At 53.0% G+C, this 7,524-nt stretch carries 9 protein-coding genes; 8 read left to right on the forward strand and 1 reads right to left on the reverse strand.

Annotated elements, in window-relative coordinates; translation table 11 throughout:
* The 4 genes from B5F27_RS17030 to B5F27_RS15325 form a co-directional block, all read left to right on the forward strand.
* Positions 1-221: hypothetical protein (locus B5F27_RS17030; RefSeq protein ID WP_206423015.1), on the forward strand; the 221-nt coding region annotated here is incomplete at its 5' end.
* 123 nt (positions 222-344) lie between these two features.
* Positions 345-1,250, forward strand: a complete 906-nt coding sequence (locus B5F27_RS15315; protein ID WP_242962216.1) for an IS3 family transposase — start codon at positions 345-347, stop codon at positions 1,248-1,250.
* Between the two features lie 144 nt (positions 1,251-1,394).
* A complete protein-coding gene (locus B5F27_RS15320; protein WP_087368943.1) occupies positions 1,395-1,676 on the forward strand; it encodes a DNA cytosine methyltransferase in 282 nt (93 codons plus the stop codon).
* A 391-nt stretch (positions 1,677-2,067) separates the two neighbouring features.
* A complete protein-coding gene (locus B5F27_RS15325; RefSeq protein WP_087368944.1) occupies positions 2,068-2,727 on the forward strand; it encodes a hypothetical protein in 660 nt (219 codons plus the stop codon).
* On the opposite strand, the gene B5F27_RS15330 is transcribed toward B5F27_RS15325, so the two are convergent.
* Positions 2,728-3,543: a helix-turn-helix transcriptional regulator gene (locus B5F27_RS15330; protein WP_087368945.1), complete on the reverse strand. Its 816-nt coding sequence runs from the start codon at positions 3,541-3,543 to the stop codon at positions 2,728-2,730. It abuts the gene before it with no gap.
* Between the two features lie 416 nt (positions 3,544-3,959).
* On the opposite strand from B5F27_RS15330, the gene B5F27_RS15335 reads away from it, so the two are divergent.
* The 4 genes from B5F27_RS15335 (at position 3,960) to B5F27_RS15350 (ending at position 7,436) form a co-directional block, all read left to right on the forward strand.
* Positions 3,960-4,562, forward strand: coding sequence for a CHC2 zinc finger domain-containing protein (locus B5F27_RS15335; RefSeq protein WP_242962215.1), 603 nt, complete (start codon positions 3,960-3,962; stop codon positions 4,560-4,562).
* Positions 4,563-4,635: 73 nt separating this feature from the next.
* On the forward strand, positions 4,636-5,952 hold the full coding sequence (locus tag B5F27_RS15340; RefSeq protein WP_087368946.1) for a phage/plasmid primase, P4 family: 1,317 nt from the start codon (positions 4,636-4,638) through the stop codon (positions 5,950-5,952).
* A gap of 191 nt (positions 5,953-6,143) precedes the next feature.
* A complete protein-coding gene (gene mobV / locus B5F27_RS15345) occupies positions 6,144-7,118 on the forward strand; it encodes a MobV family relaxase (protein WP_087368947.1) in 975 nt (324 codons plus the stop codon).
* A gap of 24 nt (positions 7,119-7,142) precedes the next feature.
* Positions 7,143-7,436 (forward strand): helix-turn-helix domain-containing protein, encoded by a 294-nt coding sequence (locus B5F27_RS15350; RefSeq protein ID WP_087368950.1) that lies wholly within the window; start codon positions 7,143-7,145, stop codon positions 7,434-7,436.
* Positions 7,437-7,524: the final 88 nt, after the last annotated feature.

Raw genomic sequence — 7,524 nt, forward strand, 5'->3', positions numbered from 1 at the left:
TGAACTGCACCCCATTTGTTAGACAGTATGGTATACTGAAAACAAATGGGGTGTTTTATTGTGCCAAAAGGGAAGCCAAACAAGAGATATACACCGGAATTCAAGAAAATGGTAATCGAAACCATGCTGGAAGAAAAGCTGGGTTACCGGGAAACGGCCCGGCGCTTTCAAGTATGCAACCATTACCGAATTCAACAATGGGAGCAAATTTACCTGACTGAGGGTCCGGAAGGTTTTGAAGTGGAACAGCGTGGCAGAGGGAACAAAGGACGTCCTCGGCAGCTACCGAAAGAGGTAGAAGAAGATCTGCTGGCAGAGGTTCAGAGACTTCGAGCGGAGAACGAATACTTAAAAAACTTACAAGCCTTGGTTTTGGAACGAGAGCGACGCCAGAGGAAAAAGCCCTGGTAGTCCAAAAACTGAGGCCGAAATATCGATTGTCTGTTCTGCCTGAAATCGCTCAGCTGCCCCGTGCCACCTTCTACTACCACCGAAAGCGGATGCACAGGACAGATAAATACGCACAAGCAAAGACAGAGATTTCTGCTATCTACCACGAAAATAAAGGTCGGTATGGCTACCGGCGTATCACGATTGCGCTTCGCAGCAGAGGAATATATCTGAACCACAAGACAGTACAGAGACTCATGAAGCAGCTGAGACTGGTTTGTCATGTCAGAGTGAAAAAATATCGCTCTTACAAAGGAAATGTAGGCAAGGTTGCGTCCAATCTGCTGAACAGAGATTTTTACGCAGAAAAGCCAAATCAAAAGTGGGTCACCGATGTGACAGAGTTCAGTCTGTTTGGCCAGAAACTTTATCTTTCTCCTATTCTGGATCTGCACAACGGGTATTTGGTCAGCTATACCATCTCTGAACGGCCGGTTTTGAGTATGGTGACAACCATGCTTGACAAAGCTTTTGCAGTTATACCGGATGGAACCGGGCTGATTCTCCATTCCGACCAGGGCTGGCAATACCAGCACAAGCAGTACCAGCGTATGCTCAAAGCTAAAGGTGTCCGGCAAAGTATGAGCCGCAAGGGAAATTGCCTGGACAATGCTGTGGCAGAAAACTTTTTCGGTCTGCTAAAGAGTGAACTGCTTTATCTGCAAAAGTTCCAGTCCATGCAGAACTTCAAACAAGAACTCATTGACTATCTGGATTACTACAATAACCGGCGTATTAAGGCAAAGCTAAAGGGCCTGCCGCCTGCAATTCACAGACAACAAGCCCTTTCGGCTGTTTGAACTATTTTTATTTCAAATTATTGTCTAACTTTTTGGGGTCACTTCAAAATAGGTTTGGTCTGTTTTGCATTTAAGCTGCTCCGCTCCGTGCAGGAGACCCGCCACCGCAGGAACGGTTCTACTTATTTCTTTTCGGAAGGTTCCATGGCGTTCCCCGATCGTTCTGACCTTCCTGCCCGCACGATGCTCACCAGCGAAGGCTTCGTTTCCCGCAGCACCCATGTAGTCGCAGACCCACGGACCCAACGTCTGCGTACGCTAACGCCCATCGAATGCGAACGGCTCAACGGCTTCCCGGATGATTGGACAGCCGGGATGCCGGAACGACTGCGCTATTTCACCATGGGGAATGCGCTTGTCGTTCCTCTGGTCAAGGCCATGGGCAAGCGGATCAGCGCACTGGCCGAGGACGAGCAGCGCAGTTGATGGGCGTTTCTCTTGGGTTTCCAAAGGGGCCGCAGCACCCCTTTGGCACACGACTTTGCTTGTAAAGTCTAGTGTGTTACACCTTGGTTCCGGCTGACGCGGAAAAGGGGCTGCGAGAGGTTCCGGCAAGCACCTGTTCTGTGGCAGAAGGATGCGCGGATGGGCGTGGCAGTTGACGGTCTTTGCCCACCCATCGCAGGCTTGCAGAGGAACCAATGGTGTACGTTCTCCCGTCCTGCCGCAGCAGCGCTCCCCGCCCTGTATTAGTAGCACTCTTTGTCGTTTCTTCGAAGAATATTTCTTGCAAAGGCTATGCATCCCATAGTTTTTGTAGTATTATTTTTTCATAGCCCATCCACCCCATCAAAACGGCAAGGAGGCGACTCGTGTTATGATCTATCGGAACGACCCCTATCTTGATGCCCAGTTCCAAAAAGCGGTTCAAGTCGCCCACGACCAAGACTGGGATACCTTTGAGCGTTCTTCGTTCTACGATGCTCGAATGATGGAAGATCTGCTATATGTTTGCGAGGATTTTATGCCGTTGGAGGCCAAGTGCCGTTTTGCCTTGGAGCATTACGACAACCACGGCGACCATTCTCCCATTATTCGAAAATACGTTCGCCGGGCAAGGATCATCCGCCCTGAAAATTGGCGCGATGCCCTGCCGAAAAGCGTACGCGATCTCGATACTTTTACGATTTACCGTGGTTCTAGCAGCGACATCAGCCGCGCGCCTCTCTCGCTCTCGTGGTCACTCTCTTACGATGTTGCAGAGTGGTTCGCACGTCGTAATAATTTCCTTTACCAACTGCCTGTCCATGTTTATCAGGCCACGATCAAAGCCGATAAAATCATCGCGTATCTCAATTACCGCAACGAGTTCGAGGTTCTGCAGTATCGCAACATCAAGGATGTGCAGGAGATCACACCCCTGCGAGGATACAGTTCTCTATACAACGCATTCTTGAAATCGCAGAGTACTCCCGGCAGTGACGCAGACGCAGGCGACCGTTACTTCAATGAATGGTATCAGGCGCAAGGCAAATGATCAACGTCTGTGCTTTCCCCGGTTGCCTGCAAGTGTCCCCGGTTTCAGCATTGCCGTTTTATAAAGGATCTTCTTTATCAGCTTTCTTTCATCTTCTGTCAGCTTATCGTAGTTGATGCCGATTGCCTTCAATGCCGTTCGGATCTTCTTTTCATCCGCAGACCCTTCAAGTTTCTGTGCATCCTCCAGTTCCTTCATCAAGTTATCGACCATTGCACCATCCGAAGTGGTCTTGTCCTTGCGGTGTTCCGTCTTGATGTTCTTCAGGATAGCCACCAACTCGTCATACAAGACCCGGCCAAAGTACTCATCTTCATCGATTTGCCCCAGCTTCAAGGTGCTCATGTATAGATCGTTTTCATCTGCTGCATACTTCTTTTTCAGCATTTGCCGGGTCGCTTCCAGACCAGCATTGAGGTTTTGAATGTTTGCGCTGACATATCCATCCACATAGATTTCCAGATCGGTCATGAACCGCCGGAAATTCTCATGCACAATCAGTTCGCACAGCAGCCGATGATTGAATTTTCCATTCCTTAATACATCCACTGCACCATCGCTCAGATGCAAGTCCAAAAGGACTGCATCTGGGCGTTTTTTGTTTTCCGTCACACCCAGCAGGTAATCCGTGGTCACGCCATAGAACTCAGCCAGCGTTGTCACCGCATAAATGCTGCGGTCGGTCACATCGTCGCTCTCGTATTTCGACAGCGCCGATTTGGACAGGCCCGTCTGCTCTGCCAGCGTTTCCAACTTCAGATTCCGCTCCACACGCAGGTCTTTGAGCCGTTCTCCCAGTGTCAGCTTGATGTTCATGGTCGCACCTCCGATGTTTTTTGCACAGTATACCACTTCCGGCGGTTCCTGTCCATAAGCGTGGAATTTTGCAGTTTCTGCACCTGTTTTCCGACATTATGGATATACGGCACAGCGGCCATTGTGGTGCTATCCTATAGACAGAAAGAAAACATATTAACTCCCCAGCAGCGAACATATTAGGGGCTTCCCGCGAAAGCCCTCTGAAATATCTTTCATAACAGGACCTTGAAAACAGAATGACCGTCCGAACTGCCCAGACCGCCAAGACCTCCCATCGGGGGAGCGAGCGCCCTGCATGGGGCCGGCACAGAGTCCAAAAAGATTTCCTGTCGGGAGGCAGCAAGGGAGACCGGCTTTGAACGTGGCAGGGATCAAAATGATCCGTGCCAAAACCTTTGACCAAAGGAGAGATTTTGAGCTTATATCAAAAGATCAAGTCCGCCATCACCGTTCGACAGATGGGAGAGATGTACGGCATGGAGCCCGACCGCCATGGCATGGTGCGCTGTCCGTTCCATTCCGACAATCACCCCAGTATGATGCTGAACGAATCCTACTATTACTGTTTCGCTTGCGGGGCCAATGGAGATGCCATCGACCTCACCGCCAAACTGTTCGACCTGAACCCACGGCAAGCCGCCGAGAAGCTGATACACGACTTCGGGCTTGACCCGGACAAGCCGCCCGCCAATGCCATCGCTCTGCCGCCGCCCAAGCGTGGCCTGACGGACGAGCAGTGGGCAGACATCGCCTACTGCCTGCGGGTGCTGACCGATTATCTCGACCTGCTGCACGACTGGCGAGAGCGTTACAAGCCCGCCAGCCCGGAAGAACCGCTGGACGAGCGGTTCGTGGAAGCCCTCCACATGACCGAGACCATCGAGCACCTGACGGACTGCGTTGCTTTTGGGACGCCCCAGCAGAAGACCGCTGCCGCCGCACAGCTGCTGTCCGGGTCGTACCTGCTGATGCTGGAGGAGCGCACCGACCGCCTTGCTCTAGCAAAGTGCGCCTAATAATTTATTCACCTGAAGTGGTGGGTCTCACGGTGAGACCCACCACTTCACTTTTCTAAAGGAGAGCCACCCTATGAAGAAAAACATTTCCCGCAACCCCTTATGGCCGGACTGGTACAACGGCAAGAAGATTGACGAAGTCCAGTTTGGCCGTGCCTTTCTGGAACAGTGGCCGCTGAAATGCGTCAACGGTACGCTGTACACGCTGGACGGCCCGGTGGAGGACGAAAGCGAGATCAAGCAGCGCATCTTGGAGAACATCGAGGAATATGTCACCTCCGGCCTGTCCAAAAAGGTCACCAACATTCTGGAGACCATCAAACTGCTGGCTTTTTCCGACCCGTTCCCCATCGAACAGGACTGCATCCACCTCCAGAACGGCGTGTACCATCTGCCGGACGGCTCTTTTCAGGAGAGCCGCCTGTTCTGCCAGAACCGCCTACCTGTGAGGTACGACCCCAAGGCAGCCAGCCCGGATCGCTGGCTGACCTTTCTGCACGAACTGCTGGACGATGCCGACATCCCCACCTTGCAGGAATATCTGGGCTACTGCCTGATCCCCAGCACCAAGGGACAAAAGATGATGCTCATTGTCGGCAAGGGCGGCGAGGGCAAGTCCCGCATCGGGCTGGTGCTGAAACGGCTCATGGGAGATGCCGCCAGCAATGGCAGCGTCCAGAAAGTCGAGAACAACCGCTTTGCCCGCGCCGATCTGGAACGCCGCCTGCTCATGATCGACGATGACATGGACATGAACGCCCTGCCCAAGACCAACTATATCAAAACGATTGTCACTGCCGAAGCCAAGCTGGACTTGGAGCGTAAAGGTGTCCAGAGCTACCAGCGGGACATTTACGCCCGGTTCCTCTGTTTCGGCAACGGTGCGCTGACCTCGCTATACGACCATTCGGATGGCTTCTTCCGCCGCCAGCTTATCCTGACCACCAAGGACAAGCCTGCCGACCGCACGGACGACCCTTTCCTTGTGGAGAAGATGTGCGCCGAGTTGGAAGGCATCCTGCTCTGGTGTCTGGAAGGGCTGCACCGGCTGGTGCAGAACGATTTCCGCTTCACGGTCAGCGAACGAGCCGCTGCCAACGTGGACACCATCAAGCGCAGCAGCAACAATGTCATTGACTTCATGGAATCCGAGGGCTACTTTCGCTTCAAGGCAGACTACTCCATCAGTTCCAAGGAGTTCTACGACATTTACAAGCAGTGGTGCGAGGACAACGCCTGCCACAGCGTATCGGCGATCCGTTTCAACGCAGAACTGCGACAGAACGACCGCCGCTATAACCTTGAAGCCACCAACAACATCTATCTGCCCGGTGGCCGCAGGGTGCGGGGATTCGTGGGCATCGAGCCGCTTGTCCACCCCTGCCCGTAAAAAGTGCATTTTTTCACGGAAGAAGTTCGTACAACCTGTACGGTCTGTACTTGTACGCACCTGTACGGCAAATTGAAGAAAATTAAGACGTGATATCGTTTATATTTCAGGTTTCTGTACGCTGTACAGACCGTACGGGTTATTTGAAGTCCGTACAGATTTTTTGTACACCCCAAGAAGGAGCGCGATCTATGAAAGCCCAATACGGCATTTTAAGGTTCAAAAAGTACAAGGGGCCTGCCATCAGCCCCATCGAAGCCCACAACGAACGCACCAAGGAGCAGTACGCCAGCAACCCGGATATCGACACGAGCCGGAGCCGCTACAACCTCCATCTGGTGCAGCCGCAGGGCAAGTACCGGGAAGAAGCCGACCGCATGATAGCCGCCCACTGCCGTGTCCGCAAGGACAGTGTGCGGGTGGTAGAGGCTCTTGTCACCGCCAGCCCGGAGTTTTTCAAGGATAAAAACAACCGGGAGATCAGGGCGTACTTTGCGTACGCCCTGAAATTTTTGGAGGGCAGACAGTGCCCGGATACCTTTCTCTCTGCTGTTGTCCACATGGACGAGAAAACGCCCCACCTGCATCTCTGCTTTGTGCCGCTGACCCCTGACGGACGGCTGAGCGCGAAAGAGATCATCGGCAACCGCAAGAACCTTGTGAAGTGGCAGGACGAGTTCTGGCAGCACATGGTCAAGCAGTACCCGGAGCTGGAACGGGGCGAAAGCGCCAGCCAGACCGGGCGAGAGCATATCCCGCCCCGCATCTTCAAGGAGATGACCCAACTGACCAAGCAGAAGGAGCAGTTGGACGCCCTGCTGGTGGGTATCAACCCCTTCAACGGTAAGAGCCGTGCGGCGGAGATCAGCAAAGTGCTGGACAGCTATATCCCCAACGTAGCACGGATGAGGGACCAGCTGCGAAAGTACAACGTAGCCTTCACCAAGACCGCCGCCGAAAACGAAAAGCTGAAAGAGAAGAACAAGACGCTCTCTGCCTCGCTGGATAAAGCGAAGGAAGGGAGCGTCTTGAAGCGTCTGGAGGATGCCAAGCTGCGGCAGGACTATGAGGCCGCCCTGAAAACGCTGGACAGTATCCCACCGGAGGTCATTCGATTTTATGAGGACCGCAGCACGCAGGAGCCTGCGATGCGCCACGATAAGTAAGGAGCAATGCCTATGTGTAATAAAATGTACGAGAATGTGAAATCTTTGGATTATACGAAAAAGTCCTTGCAGTCGGACTCTGATCCGGCTACAATGAAGGTGGTCACTCAAACCAATGCCGTCAAGTCTCCGACCAACAGCCCTAAAGCCCAGAAGCTGGTGTACACGGTGGAGGAAGTGGCGCAGATGCTGGCCATCAGCCTGCGCTCCGCTTATAACTTCTGCAACACCACCGGTGAGTTTCGTGTCCTCCGGGTAGGCGGAAGCATCCGCATTCCCAAGGACAGTTTCGACGCTTGGCTGTTCCGGGCCGCTTGATCAAGGAGGCACAGTATGGCATATATCACCAAACGCGGCAGCTCCTACAGCGTCCGCTACACCTATCTCGATGAGCACGGCAAAAGCT

It is taken from the genome of Faecalibacterium sp. An192, assembly GCF_002160175.1.
GTDB lineage: Bacteria > Bacillota > Clostridia > Oscillospirales > Ruminococcaceae > Faecalibacterium.

Excerpts from the sequence above, each read along its gene's own strand:
- B5F27_RS15320 (WP_087368943.1), top strand. The coding sequence starts at position 1,395 with ATGGCGTTCCCCGATCGTTCTGACCTTCCTGCCCGCACGATGCTCACC.
- mobV (WP_087368947.1), top strand. The coding sequence starts at position 6,144 with ATGAAAGCCCAATACGGCATTTTAAGGTTCAAAAAGTACAAGGGGCCT.
- B5F27_RS15340 (WP_087368946.1), top strand. The coding sequence starts at position 4,636 with ATGAAGAAAAACATTTCCCGCAACCCCTTATGGCCGGACTGGTACAAC.
- B5F27_RS15325 (WP_087368944.1), top strand. The coding sequence starts at position 2,068 with ATGATCTATCGGAACGACCCCTATCTTGATGCCCAGTTCCAAAAAGCG.
- B5F27_RS15330 (WP_087368945.1), bottom strand. The coding sequence starts at position 3,543 with ATGAACATCAAGCTGACACTGGGAGAACGGCTCAAAGACCTGCGTGTG.
- B5F27_RS15350 (WP_087368950.1), top strand. The coding sequence starts at position 7,143 with ATGTACGAGAATGTGAAATCTTTGGATTATACGAAAAAGTCCTTGCAG.